General features: G+C 68.1%; 24 protein-coding genes and 6 pseudogenes. 16 read left to right on the top strand and 14 right to left on the bottom strand.

What is annotated here, in order from left to right; translation table 11 throughout:
• Positions 1 to 6: 6 nt before the first annotated feature.
• The 3 pseudogenes from DR046_RS24905 to DR046_RS15750 form a co-directional block, all read right to left on the bottom strand.
• Positions 7 to 333 (bottom strand): annotated as a pseudogene (locus DR046_RS24905) (IS66 family transposase); the annotation flags it as partial.
• A 136-nt stretch (positions 334 to 469) separates the two neighbouring features.
• Positions 470 to 1,177 (bottom strand): annotated as a pseudogene (locus tag DR046_RS15755) (IS3 family transposase); the annotation flags it as partial.
• A 17-nt stretch (positions 1,178 to 1,194) separates the two neighbouring features.
• Positions 1,195 to 1,404: pseudogene (locus DR046_RS15750) on the bottom strand (transposase); the annotation flags it as partial.
• On the opposite strand from DR046_RS15750, the gene DR046_RS15745 reads away from it, so the two are divergent.
• The gene (locus DR046_RS15745) at positions 1,346 to 2,080 is read left to right on the top strand and encodes a tyrosine-type recombinase/integrase (protein WP_115383350.1); all 735 of its coding nucleotides are present in this window, start codon (positions 1,346 to 1,348) and stop codon (positions 2,078 to 2,080) included. The pseudogene DR046_RS15750 and the gene DR046_RS15745 overlap by 59 nt on opposite strands.
• Positions 2,081 to 2,341: 261 nt before the next feature.
• Here the strand turns inward: DR046_RS15745 and DR046_RS24300 are convergent, their stop codons facing one another.
• The gene (locus tag DR046_RS24300) at positions 2,342 to 2,560 is read right to left on the bottom strand and encodes a hypothetical protein (RefSeq protein WP_245190970.1); all 219 of its coding nucleotides are present in this window, start codon (positions 2,558 to 2,560) and stop codon (positions 2,342 to 2,344) included.
• Between the two features lie 131 nt (positions 2,561 to 2,691).
• Between DR046_RS24300 and DR046_RS24295 the strand changes: the two genes are divergently transcribed.
• Complete coding sequence (locus DR046_RS24295; RefSeq protein WP_245190969.1) at positions 2,692 to 2,871, top strand: hypothetical protein; 180 nt, start codon at positions 2,692 to 2,694, stop codon at positions 2,869 to 2,871.
• Between the two features lie 41 nt (positions 2,872 to 2,912).
• On the opposite strand, the pseudogene DR046_RS24900 reads toward DR046_RS24295, so the two are convergent.
• Both DR046_RS24900 and DR046_RS15735 read right to left on the bottom strand, forming a co-directional pair.
• Positions 2,913 to 3,290 (bottom strand): annotated as a pseudogene (locus tag DR046_RS24900) (IS110 family transposase); the annotation flags it as partial.
• Positions 3,291 to 3,502: 212 nt separating this feature from the next.
• A pseudogene (locus tag DR046_RS15735) lies at positions 3,503 to 3,859 on the bottom strand (helix-turn-helix domain-containing protein); the annotation flags it as partial.
• Positions 3,860 to 4,230: 371 nt separating this feature from the next.
• Between DR046_RS15735 and DR046_RS24290 the strand changes: the two are divergent.
• A complete protein-coding gene (locus DR046_RS24290) occupies positions 4,231 to 4,485 on the top strand; it encodes a recombinase family protein (protein ID WP_245190968.1) in 255 nt (84 codons plus the stop codon).
• Positions 4,486 to 4,644: 159 nt separating this feature from the next.
• Here DR046_RS24290 and DR046_RS15725 read toward each other — a convergent pair whose 3' ends face one another.
• The 5 genes from DR046_RS15725 to DR046_RS15700 all read right to left on the bottom strand — a co-directional run bounded on the left by DR046_RS15725 (position 4,645) and on the right by DR046_RS15700 (position 9,254).
• Entirely contained in the window at positions 4,645 to 5,031 is a 387-nt protein-coding gene (locus DR046_RS15725) for a response regulator (RefSeq protein ID WP_115383348.1), read from the bottom strand.
• Complete coding sequence (locus DR046_RS15720; RefSeq protein WP_115383347.1) at positions 5,028 to 6,212, bottom strand: sensor histidine kinase; 1,185 nt, start codon at positions 6,210 to 6,212, stop codon at positions 5,028 to 5,030. Before DR046_RS15720 ends, DR046_RS15725 begins: the two co-directional genes overlap by 4 nt.
• Positions 6,213 to 6,897: 685 nt before the next feature.
• Complete coding sequence (locus DR046_RS15710) at positions 6,898 to 7,371, bottom strand: DUF305 domain-containing protein (protein ID WP_115383346.1); 474 nt, start codon at positions 7,369 to 7,371, stop codon at positions 6,898 to 6,900.
• A 168-nt stretch (positions 7,372 to 7,539) separates the two neighbouring features.
• Positions 7,540 to 8,721, bottom strand: a complete 1,182-nt coding sequence (gene nirK / locus DR046_RS15705; protein ID WP_209313600.1) for a copper-containing nitrite reductase — start codon at positions 8,719 to 8,721, stop codon at positions 7,540 to 7,542.
• A 59-nt stretch (positions 8,722 to 8,780) separates the two neighbouring features.
• Positions 8,781 to 9,254 carry a pseudoazurin gene (locus DR046_RS15700; protein WP_115383344.1) on the bottom strand — a complete coding sequence of 158 codons (474 nt, stop codon included), beginning with the start codon at positions 9,252 to 9,254 and terminating at the stop codon, positions 8,781 to 8,783.
• Positions 9,255 to 9,447: 193 nt separating this feature from the next.
• Between DR046_RS15700 and DR046_RS15695 the strand changes: the two genes are divergently transcribed.
• Positions 9,448 to 10,137, top strand: a complete 690-nt coding sequence (locus DR046_RS15695; RefSeq protein WP_167767142.1) for a Crp/Fnr family transcriptional regulator — start codon at positions 9,448 to 9,450, stop codon at positions 10,135 to 10,137.
• Positions 10,138 to 10,147: 10 nt separating this feature from the next.
• Here the strand turns inward: DR046_RS15695 and DR046_RS15690 are convergent, their stop codons facing one another.
• Positions 10,148 to 10,363: a DUF1858 domain-containing protein gene (locus DR046_RS15690; RefSeq protein ID WP_115383342.1), complete on the bottom strand. Its 216-nt coding sequence runs from the start codon at positions 10,361 to 10,363 to the stop codon at positions 10,148 to 10,150.
• A gap of 120 nt (positions 10,364 to 10,483) precedes the next feature.
• Here DR046_RS15690 and DR046_RS15685 point away from each other — a divergent pair, with 120 nt between their 5' ends.
• From DR046_RS15685 to DR046_RS15650, 8 genes are read left to right on the top strand one after another with little or no spacing between them, the layout of a single operon-like run.
• On the top strand, positions 10,484 to 10,936 hold the full coding sequence (locus tag DR046_RS15685; protein WP_115383341.1) for a c-type cytochrome: 453 nt from the start codon (positions 10,484 to 10,486) through the stop codon (positions 10,934 to 10,936).
• Positions 10,937 to 10,948: 12 nt separating this feature from the next.
• Positions 10,949 to 12,319 (top strand): cbb3-type cytochrome c oxidase subunit I, encoded by a 1,371-nt coding sequence (locus tag DR046_RS15680; protein WP_115383340.1) that lies wholly within the window; start codon positions 10,949 to 10,951, stop codon positions 12,317 to 12,319.
• Positions 12,320 to 12,322: 3 nt separating this feature from the next.
• Positions 12,323 to 13,117 (top strand): CbbQ/NirQ/NorQ/GpvN family protein, encoded by a 795-nt coding sequence (locus DR046_RS15675; RefSeq protein WP_115383339.1) that lies wholly within the window; start codon positions 12,323 to 12,325, stop codon positions 13,115 to 13,117.
• A gap of 5 nt (positions 13,118 to 13,122) precedes the next feature.
• On the top strand, positions 13,123 to 15,009 hold the full coding sequence (locus tag DR046_RS15670; RefSeq protein ID WP_115383338.1) for a nitric oxide reductase activation protein NorD: 1,887 nt from the start codon (positions 13,123 to 13,125) through the stop codon (positions 15,007 to 15,009).
• Positions 15,010 to 15,012: 3 nt separating this feature from the next.
• On the top strand, positions 15,013 to 15,189 hold the full coding sequence (locus tag DR046_RS15665) for a protein NnrT (protein WP_115383337.1): 177 nt from the start codon (positions 15,013 to 15,015) through the stop codon (positions 15,187 to 15,189).
• A complete protein-coding gene (locus tag DR046_RS15660) occupies positions 15,186 to 15,419 on the top strand; it encodes an NnrT protein (protein WP_115383336.1) in 234 nt (77 codons plus the stop codon). The genes DR046_RS15665 and DR046_RS15660 overlap by 4 nt, the downstream gene beginning before the upstream one ends.
• 11 nt (positions 15,420 to 15,430) lie before the next feature.
• Positions 15,431 to 16,630 carry an NnrS family protein gene (locus DR046_RS15655; RefSeq protein ID WP_115383363.1) on the top strand — a complete coding sequence of 400 codons (1,200 nt, stop codon included), beginning with the start codon at positions 15,431 to 15,433 and terminating at the stop codon, positions 16,628 to 16,630.
• Positions 16,627 to 17,295, top strand: a complete 669-nt coding sequence (locus tag DR046_RS15650; RefSeq protein ID WP_115383335.1) for an NnrU family protein — start codon at positions 16,627 to 16,629, stop codon at positions 17,293 to 17,295. The genes DR046_RS15655 and DR046_RS15650 overlap by 4 nt, the downstream gene beginning before the upstream one ends.
• A gap of 7 nt (positions 17,296 to 17,302) precedes the next feature.
• Here the strand turns inward: DR046_RS15650 and hemN are convergent, their stop codons facing one another.
• Positions 17,303 to 18,676, bottom strand: a complete 1,374-nt coding sequence (hemN, locus tag DR046_RS15645; RefSeq protein ID WP_245190967.1) for an oxygen-independent coproporphyrinogen III oxidase — start codon at positions 18,674 to 18,676, stop codon at positions 17,303 to 17,305.
• A gap of 14 nt (positions 18,677 to 18,690) precedes the next feature.
• Positions 18,691 to 19,152, bottom strand: a complete 462-nt coding sequence (locus tag DR046_RS15640; protein ID WP_115383333.1) for a group III truncated hemoglobin — start codon at positions 19,150 to 19,152, stop codon at positions 18,691 to 18,693.
• Between the two features lie 80 nt (positions 19,153 to 19,232).
• Here DR046_RS15640 and DR046_RS15635 point away from each other — a divergent pair, with 80 nt between their 5' ends.
• The 4 genes and pseudogenes from DR046_RS15635 to DR046_RS24285 form a co-directional block, all read left to right on the top strand.
• Positions 19,233 to 19,652, top strand: a complete 420-nt coding sequence (locus DR046_RS15635; RefSeq protein WP_115383332.1) for an Rrf2 family transcriptional regulator — start codon at positions 19,233 to 19,235, stop codon at positions 19,650 to 19,652.
• A 47-nt stretch (positions 19,653 to 19,699) separates the two neighbouring features.
• On the top strand, positions 19,700 to 19,975 hold the full coding sequence (locus tag DR046_RS15630) for a DUF6522 family protein (protein ID WP_115383331.1): 276 nt from the start codon (positions 19,700 to 19,702) through the stop codon (positions 19,973 to 19,975).
• 84 nt (positions 19,976 to 20,059) lie between these two features.
• On the top strand, positions 20,060 to 20,473 hold the full coding sequence (locus tag DR046_RS15625; RefSeq protein ID WP_245190966.1) for a YbaN family protein: 414 nt from the start codon (positions 20,060 to 20,062) through the stop codon (positions 20,471 to 20,473).
• Positions 20,474 to 20,761: 288 nt separating this feature from the next.
• Positions 20,762 to 20,995, top strand: a pseudogene (locus tag DR046_RS24285) (transposase); the annotation flags it as partial.
• Positions 20,996 to 21,054: the final 59 nt, after the last annotated feature.

The raw sequence follows: 21,054 nt of genomic DNA, 5'->3' as shown, positions 1-21,054 counted from the left end.
GCTGGCCAGGGGACGGATCGCGTTCTCGACGGGGTCGGTGTCCATCTCGATGCGACCGTCCTCGGCGAAGCGGGTCAGGCCATCCCAGCGGGCGAGGACGTAGGCCAGGCCCCTGCCCATCTCGGACTTCTTCGACAGGCGGGCGTCGTCGAGGTCGAGGGCGGCGCGCAGGGCCTCGAGGATCGGCCTGGATCGTGCTCGGCGCTCGGTCAGGCTGATGTCGGCGGGCGCGCCGCAGATCGTGGACTCGATCTTGTAGAGGTCGGCGATGCGGCCCAGCAGGTCGTCGGCCACGGGCGAGCCGGCCTTCGGCGTGGCGCAGATGATCTCGCGGCGGGCATGGGCTCAGCAGTAGGCGAGCCGCAGCGGGGCGCCGCCTTCGCGCCGGTCGTCGGCCAACCGATTATAGCCGGCGTAGCCGTTGACATGCAGCACTGGCCTGCCCCAATCGGGTGGTCCGGTGTGAATCTTAGTGCATGATGGGTCTGGGCGCTACTGCTGGCGTGGCCGGGGAAGCGGTTCCGGGTGGCGAAGCCGGCCAGGAGACGGCCTCTGGGGCCGGGGGACGATAGCCGAATGATCAGTGCGGGCGCTTTGTGTTGTAATGCTGACGGCAGCTTTCGATGACGATCTTCGCCTCGGCCAAGCTGTAGAAGATCTCACCGTTCAGGAGCTCGTCGCGGAGCTTGGCGTTGAAGCTCTCGCAGGAGCCGTTCTCCCAAGGGCTTCCCGGCTCGATGTAGGCGGTCCTGGCGCCGACGGCGGCGATCCAGTCCCGCACCGCCTTGGCCACGAACTCCGGGCCGTTGTCGGATCTCACATGGTCCGGGACGCCTGGCAGGATGAACAGGTCGGACAGCATGTCGATCATGTTGGTCGACCGGAGCTTCCGGTCGATCCGGATCGCCAGGCACTTCCGGGTGAACTCGTCGATCAAGTTGAGCATGCGGAACTTTCTTCCGTCGTGGGTCCGGCTCTCAACGAAGTCGTAGGACCAGACGTTGTTCGGGCGCTCTGGCCGCAGACGAATGCAGGACCCGTCGTTGAGCCAGAGTCTCGACTTCTTCGGTTGCTTCTGGGGAACCTTCAGCCCCTCCCGCCGCCAGATCCGCTCGACGCGCTTCACGTTCACGGCCCAACCCGCCTCGCGCAGCAGCGCCGTGATCCGCCGGTAGCCCTAGGCGTCGTCTTCATTTACCGCATCCATTCCAAGGCACATGCGATGTGGAGGAAGGCTGTGAAGCTGGAGAGGGTCTTCTCGCAGCGCAGGGCGATGCGCCGGTAGCGCTTGAGGCGGTTGAAGAAGCGCTCGACGAGGTTGCGCTCCTTGTAGAGCGTCCAGTCAGTGCTGGGCTTGTCGGCACGCGACGGGTTGGGCTTGATCTGCGCCTGGGCGCCGAGGCTGTCCTCGCTCTACCGGCATCTCACCGATGCGCAGCTCACCCAGAGCAACCCGGTGGCGGGGGTGAAGCGCCCGAAGACCGGCAACGCGGGCACAGGGGCGGGTAAGTCCCCTACCCTATCCAAGCGCCAAGTGCGGGCCATGCTCGATGTGCCCGACACGGACACGCTTCAGGGGCTTCGCGATCGGGCGCTCTTGCATGTCTACTTCTACGCGGGGGCGCGATGTACCGAGCCGACGCTCTTGAAGGTGCGGGATTTCACCTACGATGCCGAGTTCCCTGTCCTGCATCTCACCATCAAGGGCAACAAGACGAACACCGTCGCGATCAATCTCGAATGCGCGGCGGCAGTTCGGGCGTATCTCGACGTTGCGCCGCATGGCGGTGATCCGGACGCCTACCTGTTCAAGGCGCACAAGAACGCGAAGCCGGGGCAACCCCTCGACCGGCGGACGATGTACTATCACTTCCAGCGCTACGCGGCGAAGGCCGGTGTCGGCGTGGTCGCCTTCCCGCACATGGCCCGGGCCACGATGATCACCCAGGCCTATGAGGCCGGAGCCACCGGCGAGGACATCCAGCGGACGGTTGGGCATTCATCGATCACGACGACCGAAGGCTACAACCATACGGCCCGGAAGCATCGGGATAGCGCGAGCTTGAAAATCGGATACTGACCGGCTGATCTATGGTTCGCCCGAAAATGCTGAATGTTCGTTATGTATTTGTGCCGTTCGACCAGCTCTACGGCCTAGCTGACCGCGGCTTCGGTGAAGCTGACGGATTGCTTACGGACGCTTATCGAGCGGAGATCTGGCCTGACCTGGTGTTCCGTCGTGCCATTGAGGCCGGTTTCGGAACACTAGCGGCGACATCCGATGAGCGCAGCGAAGGCTGCAGTTCCTGGCCGCTCAGTCTGCACAGACAATCCGGGCCTGTCAGCCGCCCTGCCCTTCCAGGCGCCGCGCGAGCCAGTCGGGCAGCGCAACGAAGCGATCCCGGTCGATCTGGCCGTCGGTCGCATGCTCGAGCAGCCTCCGGACCGCCCTGCCTTTCTTCTCGAGCGTCTTGGCCGTCCAGCGGCGCTTGGTCCCCTCCCGGGCGGTGAGGTAGCCATCGGACCAGACCCCCAGGAGCGGCGAGTCGGAGGGCAGCATCGCCCCGCCGCCCTCTGCGCGCAGGGCGCAGGGCGCCCAAAAGCAGGCCGCGGCACAAGCATATGACGAGGTGAACCGCGCCGAGTTTACGGCGAACGGCATGACGAGCCAAGTCCACCGCAAGAAGCCCCGTGGATGCCCGGGATGCTGACCAGGATCTCTCTGCGAGCGCAGAGGTCCGGGTCCGTGTCGATGATGGTCTGCATGGCGCGGTCGACCGACGCGACCCGCCGCTCGATCTGCGCGAGACGCTGCACGAGGAGGCGGCGCAGAAGCAGCGGAGCGGCTTGGCCGTCTTGAGCCGCGTCTGAGCCGCAGCTCGATCCCGGATGAGCCCGCGCCGGGACACCAGAAGATCCTGGAGTTCGCTCATGTATGCAGGCAGGACCGCGCTCGGCGCGAGGTCCAGCGCCCTCCCCATCCGGGCCAGGATCGCGGCGTCGATCCTGTCGGTCTTGGCCACCTGGCCGACCGCCTCCGTGAACCTGCGGGCTTGCCTCGGGTTGACCTTGGCGAAAGGCAGTTCCTGGCGCGACAGCATGCGCTCGAGGTCGCGGTGGCAGGCGCCGGACGCTTCGAACACGACGACCACGTCGCCCCGCTTGCGAGCCCGTCGGCACAGAGCCGTCAGCCCGGCCGCGTCGTTGGAGAACCGTCGATGATCCTTCGAGGCCGCATCGCAGGCGTCCAGGTGATCCTTCGAGACGTCTACGCCGATCGTGTCCTGCATGGTCATGGTCCCCCACCTCGTCTTGTCCTGCGGGCCTCACGCCCAGGTATCCGTTCAGGCCAGAAGAAAACGCGGGGGCGACCTCACTGGGGACCGGTCCATTGCGACCAAGAGGGGTGCGATCCGTCCCCCGCCACCCCGTGGAACTGCGCAGTCCATGGGGCGACCCCCATCACGCAGCAGGAGGTGACGAAACGAAAAGACAAGAGGGGCCCCTCCATGTCGGGCAGGCGGCTGATGTCGTGGCGCTGGAACAGCCGGTGCAGGGCGGACCGGTTGAGATGCGGGATGAAGGCCTGGAGGGCATAGAGGCAGTCGTCGAGCGGCAGGCGCGTGTGCCGGCGGAAGGCGACGCACATCGCTTCCTCCTCGGAGGAGAGGACGGAGGAGAGGACCTCCTTCGGCCCCATCCGCGCGTCCTCGAGGGTCGTGCGCTTGCGCCACTTCCGGACGGTCTTCTCATTGAGACCATAGCGCTCGGCTAACTCCGAGACCGAAGCCTGCGATCGCTGTATCGCAGTTCGGACAGCGTGCGTTGTCGTGGCGCTCCCATGCAGAACTGGGCCCATAGCGCGTCCCTCTCCTCTGGTGACGGCAACCTGCCACCACACTCGGGACTGAACAACTACAACATGGGCCGACTGCGATGGCTTCAGACCCAGACTCTGCCCACCTGACGGCGAAAAACGGGAAACCGGCTCCGTCAGAATGCTGAACGCCCCATAAAGCCAGCCAAAAGGCCGTCAGAGCGCGATGCGACAAGTCTGGTCGCCACCATCTCGGCAAAACAGCGCGTCCTCGGAGGTGTCCACTTTACCCGGGTGTCCACCGGACCAGGGGAAGATCACCGTCGGCATCATGGCGCTGGTGGCACAGCAGGAGCGCGAGGCGATCTCCCGACGCACCAAGGGAGGCGCTGGCGGCCGCGAAGGCCCGCGGAGTGAAGCTGGGCAATCCGAACGGCACGGCCGCGCTACGGCGCGCCGTAACGGGCGGTGCGCTGCTCCGCGCCGCCGTCACGGCCGACGCCTTCGCTTGCGGCCTGGCGCCGACCGTCCGGGCTCTGCAGGACGCTGGGCACAGGACGCTTCGGGCGCTCGCGGCGGAGCTGAACGCCCGCGGCATCCGCACTCGCCGCGGCGGCCGGTGGCAGGTCTCGAACGTCCGGAACCTATTGCAGTGGCTTGCAGACTGAGCCGCTAAGGCCCAACCGCCGCCACTCGTGCGTATCAAGGTCAGATCAGCCTTCGACTTCAGCCGCACGGCCCGATGAACGTGGCGCTCCCGGACCGGGATTTCGGAACGGCACCGCGACCGGTCCCGCGTTCTGGTGGAGCGAAGCCGTTCGCGGTACTCACGCGGCGAGCAGACGCACGAGCGTCGTCAGGAGCAGTCGGTGATCGACGGGCTTGGGGACGAGCGGGACCCGGGTGAGCTCGGGCTCGTCGATCTGAGCGCGCGCATAGCCCGAGGTCAGCACGAAGGGCACGCCGGCCTCGTGCAGCGCGGCGGCCACGGGCGTGCCGCACTCGCCGCGCAGGTTGAGGTCGAGCACCGCCAGATCAAGCGGCCCGTCGGCGAGCGCGGCGAGCGCGGCCCGCACCGTCGGGGTGGGCCCGACGGGCTCGGCGCCCTGCGCGGCAAGGAGGTCGGCGATCTCCATCGCGATCAGCGGGTCGTCCTCGACCACCAGGATGCGCCGGTCTCGCAGCGCGCTCATATCGGCACGGGTCACGTTCACGTCGTCCCCTCCCTTGGGGCCTCGAAGGTCAGGTCGTAGCAGAGCCCCTCAGGGCGGTAGTCGAGCGATGCGGTGCCCTCGAGTTCATAGCACGCAAGCCTCTCGAGAAGCCGTGTGCCGAATCCTCGGCGGCTGGGGGACGTCACGGCTGGGCCGCCCTCCTCGCTCCACCGGAGCCGCACATGCCTGTCCCCCTGGCTGGCCTCCTCGCTCTGCCACGCGAGTCGGACCCGACCCTCGGGAGACGACAGGGCGCCATGCTTGGTCGCGTTGGTGGCCAACTCGTGCAGGACGAGGCCGAGGATGCGCCCGATCCGTGCCGGCAGCCACAGCGTCGGGCCATCGACCACGATGGCTCGGGGGCCGTCGGCCGTGAAGGGCGCGAGGGCCCGCGGCGCGAGTTGGGACAGGTCGAGGCTCTGCGCGTGATCCTCGAAGACGAGCCCCTCGGCACGGGCAAGGGCGCCCAGGCGGCCGAGGAAGGCGTCACGATAGGCGATCGCGCCCGCATCCTCGGCCACGGTCTGGGAGGCGAGCGCCTGCACGAGGCCCAGCATGTTGCGCACGCGGTGCGCGAGCTCGCCCACCAGGACCTTCTGCTCGGACAGCGCCTGGCCGAGCTCGGCATGCCCGCGCAGCCGCTCGATCGCCGCCGCGAGCAGGTTGGCGTAATTCTCGAGGAAGGCCGCGTCCTCCTCGTCGAAGTCGTGTTGCCGCGGCGCGTCCACCTCCAGCACGCCGTAGGGGCCGTCTTCGCCTGCGATCACGACGTTGACCATGCTCTGGACGCCGTGGTCATGAAGCACCTCGGGGATGGCGAAGCGCCCCTCGTCCGCGAGGTCGGGTGAGATGACCGGCTCCCCCCGCTTCAGAGCGTAGCCCGCCGGCGAGGCGCTTTCGCCTCCGGCGAAGGCCTCGTGCCCCACCACGCCGGGCTTCCAGCCGACCCCCGCGCGCACCAGGAAATCCCCCTGCTCGGGGCGGTACTCCAGCACCTTGGCCAATTCGGCATCCAGGCCCTCGGCCACGAGTTCGCAGGCGCGGTTCAGCACCGCGTCGAGGTCGCCGGAGCGAAACGCGGCAAGTCCGAACTCCGCCAGCGCCCTCCGCTGCATGCGCAGGCGGTCGGCTTGGGCCTCGAGGGCGTCTGGCGGCGGGGAGGAATCAAGGTGGTCTGGCATGCAGCCTCCGTGGGTGGGCTACCAGACAACGCCATCAGACACTTGGCGTTCCCCCTCCCTTCGCAGACTGCACACAGGCGCAACGTCGTCGGGCTCGCATCCGCCAGACCCGTCATGCAGTCAAATTGAAGTCTGACCACCTGAGGAGGGCAGCCTAAGACTGATCCTGACCCGAAAAACCGGATACGGTCGGGCCGTCATGCGATCGGTTCCTGTTGGTGATCGATAGCCTACCTGGGCCGCAGACGGCCCTGTCCTACGGCGCCATCGGCAAGCTCAACCGGCTCTTACGCAGCGCCGCCTTCCTGCTGACCCTGCGCGACGATGGCGTGCGCTTCCTCGCCTGCGACATAGCCCATGCTAGCGCCCCTACCGTCAGATCATGGCGCTGGTCGCCCAGCAGGAGCGCGAGGCGATCTCCCGGCGCACGAAGGAGGCGCTGGCGGCTGCAAAGGTGCGCGGGGTCCGCCTCGGAAATCCGAACGGTGCCGCCGCTCTGCGCCGGGCCGGCCACGATGGCGCGCCGCCTGAGAGGCCGAGATCGCGGCGTTGCAGGTCGATCTCGCTGAAGCCCAGGAAGCCGGGGCGGAATGCGCCACGCCGGCCCCGATCCGGCCGAGGTCTATGCTCGATCGGTCGCCGAGCTAGGCGCATCTCGACAACCCCGGCCTAGGCCATCGACGGATCAGTCGGCGTTTTCCGCAAGCCAGACCTTCATCCGCTCGATCTCGGCCACCTGTGCGGCAATGATCTCGCCTGCAAGTTCGATCATCTGCTCGTCGTCGCCATGTTCGAGCAGAACCTGCGCCATGTCGACGGCCCCCTGATGGTGCGCGATCATCCCGCAGGCGAAAGCCACGTCGGCGTCTTCCATGATCATGCCCTGGTGCATGGCCGTCATGCTGATCATCATGCGACGCATGTTTTCCCGGGCGTGCTCGGGCATGGCTTCGAGATCCGCGCCCCTCATGTCCATCATGCCACCGGGTTGATTGCCGTGCATGTCACCATGGGCCATGGAGGAATGATCCAGCTCGCCGGTTGTGGATTTGGCGGGGCATTGTTCGGGCAGCTGGAAATCCGCATCCTGCGCCCTGACAGGCATCGAAAAGGCCGTTGCGGCGGCGGCCGCTGCAAGAATTGTCGTTGCACTGTTCATCCTGAGTTTCCCCGTAAGTGAAGTTCATGAGCATCGGACCCGCGGAGGCCGCTTCGGCGGCAGCACGATCGCCTTGTCGCTTGCCGCGCCGGGCGCGGTCGATGCCGCGCCCGCCATGACGGCGAACGCGGGAGGGTCCGCCAGACATCTGGCGGACCCTCGGAGCGATCACTCGTCGATCGGATGCGGTTCCTCCAGCGACGCGAATATCTCGGGATTCTCCTCACCTTCGACGATAAGGTAGCCGGCGAGGCCCTTCTCGACGCGCGCGAGCGCGTGGTCGACCAGGACGTAGCGCCCGGGAACCTCGCATTCGAACTCGACGATGCCGGAGCCGCCCGGTGCGACCTTGATCGTCTGGACGTTCTCGATCGGGGGGCTCGTCACCGAGCCTTCGAGGTACACCCGGTCGAATATCTCGCCGATGACGTGGAAGGACGAGATCTTGTTAGGCCCGCCGACCCCGAAGTAGATGCGAACCGTCTCACCGACATTCGCCCTGAGCGGGTAGTGCTCGGTGAGCGCCCCGACATGCCCGTTGAAGACGTAGAACTGCGGCCGCTCCTCGACGGCGTTCTCGTAGCTCTCGGTCAGAAGGCCGGTCGAGCCGAAAGGCTCCTCGGTATAGATCTCGCCCTGCATGACGTAATACTCCCGATCGACCTCGGGCAGACCCTCCTCCGGCTCGACGAGGATCATCCCGTACATGCCGTTCGCGATGTGGAGCACCACTGGCGGGACCGCGCAGTGATAGACGTAGAGCCCCGGGTTCAGCGCCTTGAAGCGGAACGTCGCCGCCTCGCCCGGCGCGACGGTGGTGACCTCGGCGCCACCGCCCGGCCCGGTCACCGCATGAAAGTCGATGTTGTGCGCGTACCAGCTGTCGGGATGGTTCTTCAGCTTCACCACCACGTCGTCGCCGACGCGAACCCGCAGCATCGGGCCTGGCACAGTGCCGTTGAACGTCCAGAAGCGGAAGGTGCTGTTCACGTCCAGATGCGCCTCAACCTCCATGGTTTCGAGCTCGATCTCGACGGTCCTCGGCTCGGAGCGGTTGAGGGGCGGGGGGACGTTGGCCGGGTTCTCGGCGATATCCGCCATGTCCGGATGGACCGGGTTCACCCGATAGACGCGCTCGCTCAGGCTGTTCCTGTAATGCGGGTGCCCCTCGGGCACGCCGCTGCCATGCGCGTGCTGCGCGAACGCGGCCGGCGCCGTCAGCATGCCGCCGACTGCCAGGCCGGCAGTCCCGGACAACAGGCTGCGCCGGCTCAGGCCGCCGCCAGTCCCGACCGCCTTCTCGTCGTGCGCATCAAGCTGCGCGTCATGGATGTTGTCGTGGTCTTTCATGACGTGTCTCCCGGTCATGTGGAAGGGTGGTGGGCCGCGGCCATGCGGCCCGCACCGTGTCAGTTGGAAGCGTCTTCTTCGGCATCGCCGCCCTCGGCCGCGTCGCCCTGAGCGACCTGGTCAAGCAAGACGGCCATTCGCGCGGCCGCCTGCCCCGGAGCCCTCACCTGCATCGCCTGGTCGAGATTGGGCAGGTCGTCGCCCACCTGGATCAGGGCGATCATGCCGAGCGCGAAATGCGGCAGGCACTTGATGCCATAGACCCCGGCTTCGTCGAAGGTGACCGAGATCTCCTGGTTGATCCGTCCTTTGAAGGCTTCGGCACCTTCCGGCATCATGCCCAGGATGCTTTCGGCGTTATGGCTCTTGTCGGTCGGAAGGAACGTGACCGTGTCGCCCGGCTCGACCTTCAGGAACGAGGGCTCGAAAACCATGCGTTCGCCGTCGGATCCCACGTTCAGCATCTTCACTTCGTATGTCTCGGCGAATGCGGCACTGCTCATCATCAGGGCGAGTGCGGCGGCGGAGGCCATGATACGTGTCATCGGTGGTGTCCCTTTCCATCTGTCGGGTTCACCCGATATCTAGCGACCGGCGACCGGCGTGATTTGCGGCAGCGCAAACTGCGGACCGGTTGACGCGACAGACACCGGGGAAAGCGCGCTGGCAGGACGCCGATGCCTGTGCGACCGTTCGGGAATGGATGACCGACCGACACGCAAGGCGCTGCCCCGGCTGGACGAGAGCCTTCTGACGCATCTGCCGCCCTTCTCGCGGCTGGATCGGCGGCAGATCCGCACGATCCTCGATCAGGCCACGTCGCGCCGCTACGAGGAGGGGGTCGCCGTCTTTCACGAGGGCGCGCCGGCCGAGCGGTTCCACCTGCTGCTCGACGGCTACATCCGCGTCGTGCGGATCACCCCGACGGGCGAGCAGGTGACCGCGCTGCACATTCCCGCGGGCCAGCTCTTCGGCATCGCGCAGGCGCTCGGGCGCAACACCTATCCGGCAACAGCGATAACCGCCGCCGAGTCGATCGCGCTGAGCTGGCCGATGCGGCTGTGGCAGGCATTCGTGACCGAGTATGACGGCTTCGCCACCGAGACCTACAGGACCGTCGGCAACCGCGTGGGCGAGATGAACAACCGCATCGTCGAGATGGCGACCCTGCGCGTCGAGCAGCGGGTGGCGACCGCGCTTCTGCGCCTGGTCAACCAGACCGGCCGAAAGGTCGAGGACGGGATCGAGATCGACTTTCCCATTACCCGGCAGGACCTATCGGAAATGACCGGAACGACCCTGCACACCGTCAGCCGACTGCTGAGCGCTTGGGAGAAGGACGGCCTGGTCAGGAGCCGCCGCAAGCGCGTCACCGTCCGCGACCCGCACGCGCTGGTGGAGCTGACCCAGGCCTGAGGGCCGGCCTTCAGACGCCCGTCTCGGCCGCCCGATGCAGTTCCGCGAGGAAGGCGGACTCGTCGAGCCCATAGGCCCGGCAGGCATCCGTGACCGTGTGGAACGGCGCGATGAGGCAGCCGACGCAGAGCATCCGGTGGCGCAGGAAGACGGGAATGGCCGCGGGCCATCGCGACATCAGGTCGGCCAGCGGCAGGTCGGGGTCGTCGATGCCAAGTCGTGCCATTCGCGGGCTCCTTTCCCCGAGAGCCTAGGTCGTCGACCGCCCGGAACCTTGCGCTGCCGCAAACTTCGCACGCGCTCCTCGATCTAGTCCTTCGGTGTCCCGAACGCACCGGAGGCCGCAATGGCAGAGATCCTGACGAAATCGCGGGCGCGCAACATCTTCTACGGAGGCTCACTGTTCTTCGTGGTCGTGTTCGTGCTGCTCACCTGGCAGTCCCACCATCACATCGTCGCCAGGTCGACGGCCGGCATGCCGCTGACCGAGGCCGTCGTGCACGGCAAGCACGTGTGGGAGCGAAACTCCTGCATCAACTGCCACACGCTGCACGGCGAAGGCGCCTATTTTGCGCCCGAGCTCGGCAACGTGATGACCCGCTGGGGCGTGCAGGACGATCCCGAGGGCGCCTTCGAGATCATGCGCGGCTGGATCGACGCCCAGCCGAGCGGCATCGAGGGCCGCCGGCAGATGCCGCATTTCGAGCTCAGCGACGAGGACGTGCGCGGCCTCGCCGAATTCCTTCGCTGGGCCGATCAGACCGACACCCAGGGCTGGCCGCCGAACGACGCCGGCTGAGGAGAAAGAGACATGAGATATCAGACACAACAGATCGCCTACTGGTACTTCCTCGCGGCCCTCGCGCTCTTTGCGGTGCAGGTGCTGGGCGGGTTGACCATCGGCTACATCTACATCCAGCCCAACTTCCTCGCCGAGGTGTTCCCCTTCCACATCGTGCGCATGGTGCACACGAACGCGCTGATCGTCTGGCTGCTGCTGGGCTTCTTCGGGGCGGCCTACTTCCTCGTGCCCGAGGAAAGCGAGACCGAGATCTTCTCCTCGAAGCTCGCCTACCTGCAACTGATCATCCTGCTCGTTGGCACGCTGGGCGCGGTGATCGGCTACGGTTTCAAGGTCCATGGTGGCCGCGAGTTCCTCGAGCAGCCGCTCTGGGTGCGTCTCGGCATCCTCGTGGCGGCGGTCATCTTCCTGTTCAACATCTCGATGACGGTGCTGCGCGGCAGGAAGACGGCGATTACCGGCGTGCTGCTGACGGGGCTGTGGCTGCTGTCGCTCCTCTGGGTCTTCGCCTTCATCAACCCGGCGAATCTGTCTCTCGACAAGATGTACTGGTGGTTCGTCGTCCATCTTTGGGTCGAGGCGACCTGGGAACTGGTGATGGCCGCCGTCCTCGCCTTCATCCTGCTGAAGCTGACGGGCGTGGACCGCGAGGTGGTCGAGAAGTGGCTGTATGTCATCGTTGCCACGGCGCTGTTCTCGGGCATCCTCGGCACCGGGCACCACTTCTACTGGATCGGCACGCCTGGCTACTGGCAGTGGATTGGCTCGATCTTCTCGACCTTCGAGGTCGTGCCCTTCTTCCTGATGATGAGCTTCGCCTTCGTCATGGTCTGGAAGGGGCGACGCAACCACCCCAACAAGGCGGCGCTGCTCTGGTCGCTCGGCTCGTCTACCGTGGCCTTCTTCGGCGCAGGCGTCTGGGGCTTCCTGCACACGCTGCACGGCGTGAACTTCTACTCGCACGGCACCCAGATCACCGCCGCGCACGGGCACCTCGCGTTCTTCGGGGCCTATGTGGCGATGAACCTTGCCATCATCACCTACGCGATGCCGATCCTGCGGAACCGCGAGCCTTTCAACCAGGTGCTCAACATGACGTCCTTCTGGCTGATGACCGGCGGCATGGCGTTCATGACCTTCACGCTGACCTTCGCGGGCACGATCCAGACGCACATGCAGCGTGTCATGGGCGAGTATTACATGACCGTCCAGGACGATCTGGTGATCTTCTACATCATGCGCTTCGGCTCCGGCGTGGCGGTGGTGCTGGGGGCGCTGCTGTTCATCTACAGCCAGCTCGTCGTCCGCAAGCAGGAGGTCATCCGGCCCGGCCGGGCCAACCCCGCCCCCGAAACCTCCGATCCAATCCCGGGAGAGTGACCGATGAACATGCAGACGACCCCGACCCTGCCGTTCTACCAGCCGACGGGCGGCGAATGCGCCCTGTTCGAGACGGCCCACGACAACGGCCTGCCCCTTCTGCTGAAGGGGCCGACCGGCTGCGGCAAGACCCGCTTCGTCGAGCACATGGCCGCGAAGCTGGGCAAGCCGCTCCACACCGTCGCCTGCCATGACGACCTGTCGGCGGCCGACCTGATCGGGCGCTACCTTCTGAAGGGCGGCGAAACGGTCTGGGTGGACGGGCCGCTGACCCGCGCCGTGCGCGAGGGCGGGATCTGCTATCTCGACGAGGTGGTGGAGGCCCGCAAGGACGTCACCGTGGTGCTGCACCCGCTGACCGACACGCGCCGCACGCTGATGATCGACCGCACGGGCGAGGAGCTGGTCGCGCCCGAGGGCTTCATGCTGGTGGCTTCCTACAACCCCGGCTACCAGAGCGTGCTCAAGCGCCTGAAGCCCTCGACCAGGCAGCGGTTCCTGGCGATCAGCTTCGACTTCCCCGATGCCGAGACCGAGATCGCCGTCGTGGCCCGAGAAAGCGGGCTGGAGCCGGGACGCGTCGCACCGCTGGTGCGGCTCGCGGGTCATATCCGGGCGCTGTCGGGCATGGACCTGGAGGAAGGCGTCTCGACCCGGCTTCTCATCTATGCCGCCACGCTGATGGCGGGCGGCATGGGCGTGGACGCTGCGCTCGAGGCGGCGGTGATCGAACCCCTGAGCGACGAGCCGGACGTGCAGCAGGCGCTGCGCGACCTCGTCGCCACGATCTACGGGTGAGGGCCATGGACCTGCACGACCTCATGGAACCGGAGGAGACCGTCGGCAAGCTGTGGCACGACATGGCCCATGCGATCGGCGTGACGGCCTCCTACCCGGAGGCGGGCGTGACGCTCGCCTCGGTCCGCCCCAGCCTCGCGATCCTCTTCCGCGCGCTCGGCGGCAAGGCCGGCGTCGAGCTCGTGGAGGCTCCAGCCACCGTCGTCCGACATCGCCGGCCTGCCCGCCGCAGGCTGGCGGCGGAGCGCGACCGGGAGCATCTCGCCCGCTTCGATGGGGAACGGCTGTCCCTGCCCCCGCTCATCGCGGCCTTCCCGGACAGGCGCCTCAACCGCGCCGCCTTTTTCTGGCTGACGGCGCTGGCCGCCGTCAGCGACGTCGCCGCGCTCGACATGCCAGAAGAGGGGCCGGCGCGCGATTGCGCCCAGATCCGCGCCAACGCCGCTGCCGCCGACCGCGCCTATGCGCTCTGTCCCGGGCTGCGGGCGGACTATGTCGAGATGGCGCGCCTTTGCGCGGCGGCGCGGCCCGATCTCAGGCGCCCCGCCTCCGAGGCCGCGATGGAGCAGGCGGTTCGCGACCAGCTCGGCGGCGGTGCTCCCCTGCCCGATCCGGTCGCACCCGACCGCGGCCACCTGCCCTTCGTCCCGGTTCCGATCTGGCAGGACTTCGTCCGGCCCGGCGCCGGCGGAGCTGCGGCCGACGACCAGGCCGACAGCGCCCCGCCCCCAACGGGAACCGCGACCACGTCCCGCAAGCTGGGCGAGCGGAAGGACAACGAGCAGAACCGCCGCACCGACAGCTTCATCATGCACCGCTTCGAGTCGATCCTGTCCTGGGTGGAGTCGATGAACATCAACCGCTCCGTGCACGACGACGATGACGAGAACGCCCAGAAGGCTGCAGAGGACCAGGACCGCATCACACTCAACAAGCACGACCGGAAGACCGCGACGCGCCTGCGGCTGCATCTCGACCTGTCCCCCGCCGACGCCGATCACGAGGCGCTGGCGGACGTGCTCACCTATCCCGAATGGAACCACCGCACGCGCAGCTACATGGAGGGCCATTGCCGCGTGCTCGACGCGCCCGCGCAGCCGGCCCCGCATGACGGGTTCCGCCCCGATCCGCGCCGGATCCGCGCGGTGCGTCGCCAGTTCGAGGCGCTGCGTCCGCGCCGCGTCCTGCAACCCCGCCAGGTCGAAGGCAGCGAGCTCGACCTCGACGCGCTGCTGACGGCGCGCGCGGACCTCGCGGCCACCGGGCGCGGCTCGGACCGGATCTGGCAGGCAGCACGCCAGACCGAGCGCGACCTGTCGGTGGCCTTCCTCGTGGACATGTCGCGCTCGACCGAGGCCGCAATCGGCGAGACCTCGGTGATTGATGTCGCACGCGAGACCGTCGCGGGCCTCGCCGAGGGAATCGACGCCGCCGGCGACCGGCTGGGCGTGTGGGGGTTCTCGTCGCTGCGTCGCGACCGGGTGTTCCTGATCCGAATCAAGCCGTTCGATGCGCCCCTCTCCTCCGAGATCCACGCCAACATCGCCGCCATGCGCCCCGGCCACTATACGCGGCTCGGCGCCGCCATCCGGCACGCCAGCGCGCAGCTCGCCGAACAGCCCTCGGCCCGCAAGCTCCTGCTGGTCCTCACGGACGGCAAGCCTAATGACCTGGACCATTACGAGGGCCGCCACGGGATCGAAGACAGCCACATGGCCGTGGCCGAGGCCCGCCGCGCGGGCCAGAGCCTGCACGGCGTCGTCATAGACGAGGACGGGCAGGACTGGTTCGCCCGGATCTTCGGACGCGGCGGCTTCACGCTCCTGCCCAATCCGGAGCGGCTGCTGCGCGCGCTGCCCGACATCTACCGCACCCTCACACAGGAGACCTGACCCATGCGCATCCTCGCCCCCCTCATCGCGGTCCTGCTGGCCGCGCCCGTCCTGGCCGAGGGATTCCAGCGTCCCATCCCGCAGGCGCAGAGCGCCACGGCCGAGTTCTGGTACGCTGTCGCCTGCCTCGCGTTCCTCGCCGCGCTCGTGGCGGTCCAGCGCCTGGTGGCGCGGCGATGACGCGTCGCGGCTGGGACGTTCCGCGCATCGCGCTCGCCCTCTACCCGTTCGGGGCGGGGGCGATGGCGGTGAACGTATTCTTCGCTTCGCTCATCGGGTCCTGGGTCGGGTTGCCGGTGCTGTCCACGTCATGGTCCATCGCCCTCGGCGCCCTGATCGGCCTGCCCGCGACCTGGGCGTTCGCCGGGCATATCCGCGCGCTGATGGACGAAGCCGAGCAAAAGGAATGAAGGGAAACGCGATGTCCGCCACCTCCGCAGAACAGATGCGCGCCTGGCGCGGCCCGGCGCTGCTGACCTACGGGTTCCGCCCGTTCTTCCTTCTGGGCGCGATCTGGGCCGCCCTTGCCATGACGCTTTGGGCGCTGGCGCTGGCCGGGGTCCTCGCGCTGCCGACGCGCCTCGATCCCGTCTCCTGGCATGCCCATGCCTTCCTGTTCGGCTATCTCGGCGCGGTCATCGCGGGCTTCCTGCTGACGGCCGTGCCGAACTGGACGGGGCGGTTGCCGGTGGTGGGCTGGCGTCTCGGCGCGCTGGTCTTGCTCTGGGCGACGGGGCGCCTGGCCATCATGGTCTCGGCCGTGCTGCCCGTCTGGGCGGCGCCGGCCATCGACCTCGCCTTCCCGATCGTGCTGGGCGCGGTGATCCTGCGCGAGATCGTGGCAGGGAGGAACTGGAAGAACCTGATCGTGCTCGCGCTGCTGGGCGTGTTTGCCATCGCCAATCTCGTCTTCCACGTCGAGGCGGCGCGAGGCGCGTTTGCCGCGCAAGGCTGCGGCCTGCGGCTGGGCCTGTCCGCCGGGATCGGGATGATCGCGCTGATCGGCGGGCGGATCGTGCCATCCTTCACGCGCAACTGGCTGGTCAAGCGCGGCGTGGCGGCCCTGCCGGTCCCCCCGATGCAGGGCTTCGACAAGGCGACCCTGCTGGCCACGCTGGCGGCGCTATTGCTTTGGACGGTCCTGCCCGCGGCCTGGGCGTCCGGCGCAGCGCTGCTGGCGATTGCCGTCCTGCACGGCCTTCGGCTGGCGCGCTGGCAGAGCCACCGCACGGGCGCCGAGCCGCTGGTCTGGGTCCTGCACGCGGCATACGCGCTGGTGCCGCTGGGCGCGCTGACGCTCGGCCTCGCCATCCTGGCGCCGGACCTCATCGGCCAGGCTGCGGCGCAGCATGTCTGGATGGGCGGGGCGGTCGGGCTGATGACGCTCGCCGTGATGACGCGGGCGACACTCGGCCATACCGGGCAGGCGCTGAGCGCCGACCGGATGACGGTGCTGATCTACGCGCTGCTGATCGGATCGGTCGCGGCGCGGCTGACGGCGGGGGTCCTGCCCGCGCACCTGGGCTACGAGATCTCGGCCGTCCTCTGGATCACGGCCTTCGCCGGGTTCGCCATCGTCTACGGTCCTGCGCTGGCCCTGCCGAAGGAGGAGGCGCGATGACGTGGCTGGGCTTCGCCGGTGTCTTCGCCGCCTTCTTTGCCACCCATTCCGTCCCGCTGCGCCCCGCGATCCGGCAGGGCCTCGTCGGCGCGATCGGTCGGCCCGCCTTCGGGATGGCCTATTCGGCCCTGTCGCTGGCGATGCTGGGCTTGCTGATCCACGCGGCTGGGGAGGCGCCCTATGTGATGCTCTGGCCGACCCAACCCTGGCAATACCGCGCCGTGCAGGGGGGGATGCTCGTCGTCTGCCTGATCCTCGCGCTCTCGGTCGGACGGCCCAACCCGTTTTCCTTCGGCGGCGCCCGCAACGACCGCTTCGATCCCGTACGGCCCGGGATCGTGCGTCACCTGCGCCATCCCGCGCTCGCGGCGCTCGCGCTCTGGGCGGGGCTGCACCTCCTGCCCAACGGCGACCTGTCGCATCTGCTGCTCTTCGGCACCCTGGGTGCCTTCGCCGCTATGGGGCGCGGGGTGATCGACAGACGCAAGAGGCGCGAAATGGGCGCCGACACATGGGAGGCGCTGTGGCGTGAGACGCGCCGCGCGCCGCGCGTGCAGGCGCCCCGGACGTGGACAGGTCTGACGGTCCGTCTTCTGGCGGCGCTGGCGGCCTACGGCGCGCTCGTCGCGCTGCACCCGGTCGTGATCGGCGTGTCGGCGGGATAGCCGCGCGTCACGACGCGCGGCTATAGCGCACCCCCTCGGAGACATGCGCGTCGAAGCCGCCGGCGACGATCCGCGTCAGCGCCCGCCAGCCCGGCCGGACCGCAAGGGTGCGCCCGGTGAAGGTGATCGCCGGGGCGAACCGGTCCCGGATGCCCGCGATGTCGGATTCCAGCGCCCGCGACGCGCCCGGATGCTCTGCGTCCAGCCGGTCGAGGTCGATGGCGAAGTCACACATCAGCATCTCGATCGCCCGCGCCCGCAGACGGTCCTCGCCCGCGAAGGCATGGCCGCGGGCTCCGGCGAGACGGCCCTCGTTCACCCGCTGCAGGTAGGCCGCCGTGGCGGCGGCGTTCTGGACGTAGCCGCCCGGAAACTTCGAGATCGAGGACGCGCCGATCCCGATCAGGGTGTCGCAGTCGTCGGCGGTGTAGCCCTGGAAGTTGCGGCGCAGCCGCCCGGCGGCCGCCGCCTGCGCAAGTTCGTCCCCCGCCCGGGCGAAATGGTCGATCCCGATGGGCGCGAGGCCCGCATCGCGGAACCGCGCCCCGGCGAGGCCGGCGAGGGCATGGCGCACCTCGTCAGCCGGCAGGGTGTCCTCGTCGATCAGCTTCTGCCGCTTCGAGACCCAGGGCACATGGGCGTAGCCAAAGAGCGCGACGCGGTCGGGCGCCAGCGACAGGACCTTCTCCACCGTGTTCAGGATGCGGGCCTCGGTCTGGTGCGGCAGGCCGTAGACGAGATCCATGTTCAGCGACTCCACGCCGGCGCGGCGCAGAGTGTCCACGCAGGCGCGGGTGGTCTCGAACGGCTGGAGCCGCCCGATGGCGGCCTGCACCTCCGGGTCGAAGTCCTGGATGCCGATGCTCGCCCGCGTCATTCCCTCGGCGGCGAGCGCCTCAATCCTGGCGACGTCGACCATCGTCGGGTCGATCTCGACGGAGAACTCGAAGCGGTCATCCGGCGGGAATGCGGCTCGGACCGCGCCAGCGAGCCGCCGGATCAGCGGCGGCGGCAGGATGGTCGGCGTCCCGCCGCCCCAGTGCAGGCGGCCCATCCGCAGGCCGGCCGGGATGAGCTCGCGCAGCCGGTCGAGTTCCCGCTCCACCGCGTCGAGATAGCCCTCGACCGGGCCGAGCGTCTGCGTTCCCTGCGTATGGCAGGCGCAGAACCAGCACAGCCGCTCGCAAAACGGGATGTGGACGTAGACCGAGACGGGCCTTGCGGGGTCGAGTGTGCGCAACTCCCGTTCCTGCATGGCTCCATCGGCCGTGGGTTGGAAGACCGCCGCCGTCGGGTAGGAGGTGTAGCGCGGGACACGGGCGTCGAAGAGGCCGAGAGCGCGCAGGTCGGAAAGCCTCGGCTGGCTCATTGTTGCGGTCATCGGCATGTCTCCTGTCAGCGCAGTTCGGGAACGGCGTGGGGACAGACGCGCTGCGCGTCCTCCACCGCCATGTGGAGCGAGCGCGCGATGCGCTCCGCGCGGGTGATGACATGCTCGGCCCCGTCGGGCGTGCAGGTCTCGCGCGCAGTCTCGCGGAACAGCGTCAGCCACCGGTCGAAATCCGCCCGCGTCACCGGAAGGCCGACATGCGCGGGAACCGGCGCGCCGTGATAGCGGCCGGTCATCAGGGCGACGGACGACCAGAAGTCGACCATGCGTCCCAGGTGAGGTTCCCAGTCGGAGATGCGCGCTGCGAAGATCGGGCCGAGGACGGGGTCCTTCCGAACCTTGCCGTAGAAGGCATGGACGAGATCGCGCAGGACCTCGTCGTCCAATCCCGTCCGCGCGCTCAGCGCCCGTGTCATCTCCGGCCGCGCCGAGGTGACGCGCGGACGGTATGCGGGGATATCGGCCATGGCAGCGCCTTTCGCTTTGCATCGAGGGGTAAGCCTGCTAATAGGTATTGTAAATACTCTTTCGTGGAGCGCCGTGCCGCATGCGTCTGACCTCCTTCACCGATTACGGCCTGCGGATGCTGATGCGCATGGCGAGCGCGCCGGACCGTGCGTTCTCGACCGCCGAACTGGCCGCCGAGTTTGGCCTGTCGCGCAACCATCTGAGCAAGATCATGCAGCGGCTGGCGCGCGCCGGCATCGTGGCGACGCGGCGCGGCGGGGGCGGCGGGGCGGTGCTGGCAAAGCCTGCGGTGGAGCTTCGGCTTGGCGAACTGGTCGCCGTCCTGGAGGAGGGGCAGCCGCTGGTCGAGTGCTTCGGTGCGGACGCGGGGCTCTGCTCGCTTGACGGGCGGTGCCGCCTCAAGGCCCGGCTGCGCGCGGCGGAGCATGCCTTCCTGCGCGACCTCGACCGTTCGACGTTGGCCGATATCGCACTTTCTGCGCCAACGGCGGCGGCCTGATCGGGCCGCCATCGGCAGGTCGCACCACTGCATTGGAGGAACGGGCCATGACCGGAATCGAGATGGGCGAAGAGGGCTTCGTCGTGGATGCGCAGATCGTGGCGGAGGCCTTCAGGATCGAGGCGCCCGACGTGCGTCGCCTTCTGCAGTCCGGAGCCATGACCTCCCGCTGCGAGAAGGGGGTGGACGAGGACGAGGGCCGGTGGCGGCTGGTCTTCTTCCATGGCGGTCGGGCGCTGCGACTGACCGTCGACGGGACGGGCGCGCTTCTGTCGCGGGCGACCTTCGCGGCACCTCGCGGCGCGGGACGAAGGGATGCGTGACCGTCCCGAAACGATCCGCGCCATGCGCCACGCCGTTAGCGGGCGCAGGCGCTTCGCCCATCTTGGCGATCGGGGCGCTCCATCGTGACCGTTCGCCCGCTTGCCGCCATCAGGGCCGACGGCGCCCGCGAAGGCCTGGTCCGGCTGGGCTGGTTTGTCCTTGGAGCCTCATCGCTCGCCCTCGGAACCGTCGGCATCATCCTGCCCCTCCTGCCGACCGTGCCCTTCGTGATCCTGGCCGCCTTCGCTTTCGCCAGAGGCGCGCCGTCCCTCCACGCGCGGCTCATGCGCAGTCGGACGTTCGGGCCGATCATCGCCGATTGGCGCGCGAACGGGGCCATTGCCTTGCGCTATAAATGCCTTGCCGGGGCGGTAATGGCCGGGACGTTTGGCATCTCCGTCGCCATGGCGCTTCCGGCGACCCTCCTTGTCATCCAGGCGGCGTGCATCGCCGCGGCGGCCGCCTTCATCCTCAGCCGCCCGAGCCAGCGGCCCTGAAACGCGCAGTTGAACGACGGCCTATGGTCGGACTCGGCAGGAGAACCCCCTCTATATGCCCAAAACCGGCATTAACCTCCGTGATCTTCCCCTAGTCCGGTGGACACCCGAGCAAGGTTCTACGGGACCGGCGAGGAGTGTCAGATGAGCGAGCGGACGCGACGTGTTTTCCCTGAGGCGTTTAAGCGCGAAGCGGTGGAGCGGAGAGGTGGCTCGGGAAATCCGCACAGGTCTGTTGAGTGGATGCTCCGCGCGAGATCGGCATGATGCCGTGAGTGAGGAGAGAGCATGACGAGACGACCGAGACGGAACCACAGCGCGGCGTTCAAGGCACGCGTGGCGCTTGAGGCGGTGAAGGGCGAGCGGACGCTGGCCGACCTGGCGCAGCAATACGACGTCCATCCTAACCAGATCACGACGTGGCGAGCGCAGCTCCTGGAGGGAGCGAGCGAGGTGTTCGAGAAGGGAACGGAAAAGGCGACCGAGCCAGCCGTGGATGTGAAAGCGCTGCACGCGAAGATTGATCTTCCCCCGGTTCGATGGAGGCTTCTGCTAGGGTTTTCGGACTTGGAAGGAGTATC

Source organism: Jannaschia formosa (assembly GCF_003340555.1).
Lineage (GTDB): Bacteria > Pseudomonadota > Alphaproteobacteria > Rhodobacterales > Rhodobacteraceae > Jannaschia > Jannaschia formosa.
Note: the sequence above shows the minus strand (reverse complement) of the source record. Positions and strands in the feature narration are given on the sequence as shown.